Origin of the sequence: Pseudomonas sp. SIMBA_067 (genome assembly GCF_046534675.1) — a bacterium.
GTDB classification, from domain to species: domain Bacteria; phylum Pseudomonadota; class Gammaproteobacteria; order Pseudomonadales; family Pseudomonadaceae; genus Aquipseudomonas; species Aquipseudomonas putida.
On the sequence record NZ_JAWRYH010001318.1, the window covers coordinates 1 to 237 of the forward strand.

Sequence of the window (237 nt, forward strand, 5' to 3'; positions counted from 1 at the left end):
CTAGTACAGGGTTGGGATTCAGTTGCACTTGAGTCTGATGTTGAGCTAGGCGGCACCGATCAACGCTTTAACCTATTAATGGGTCGTGAGCTGCAAAAAGATGAAGGTCAAAAACCTCAAACCGTACTAATGATGCCTTTACTTGAAGGGACTGATGGCGTTCAGAAAATGTCAAAGTCACTAGGAAACTACATAGGTATTACTGATACGCCTAGCGACATGTTTGGTAAAATCATG

At 43.0% G+C, this 237-nt stretch carries 1 pseudogene; it reads left to right on the plus strand.

Annotated elements, in window-relative coordinates:
• A pseudogene (locus SB765_RS33600) lies at nucleotides 1–237 on the plus strand (tyrosine--tRNA ligase); the annotation flags it as partial.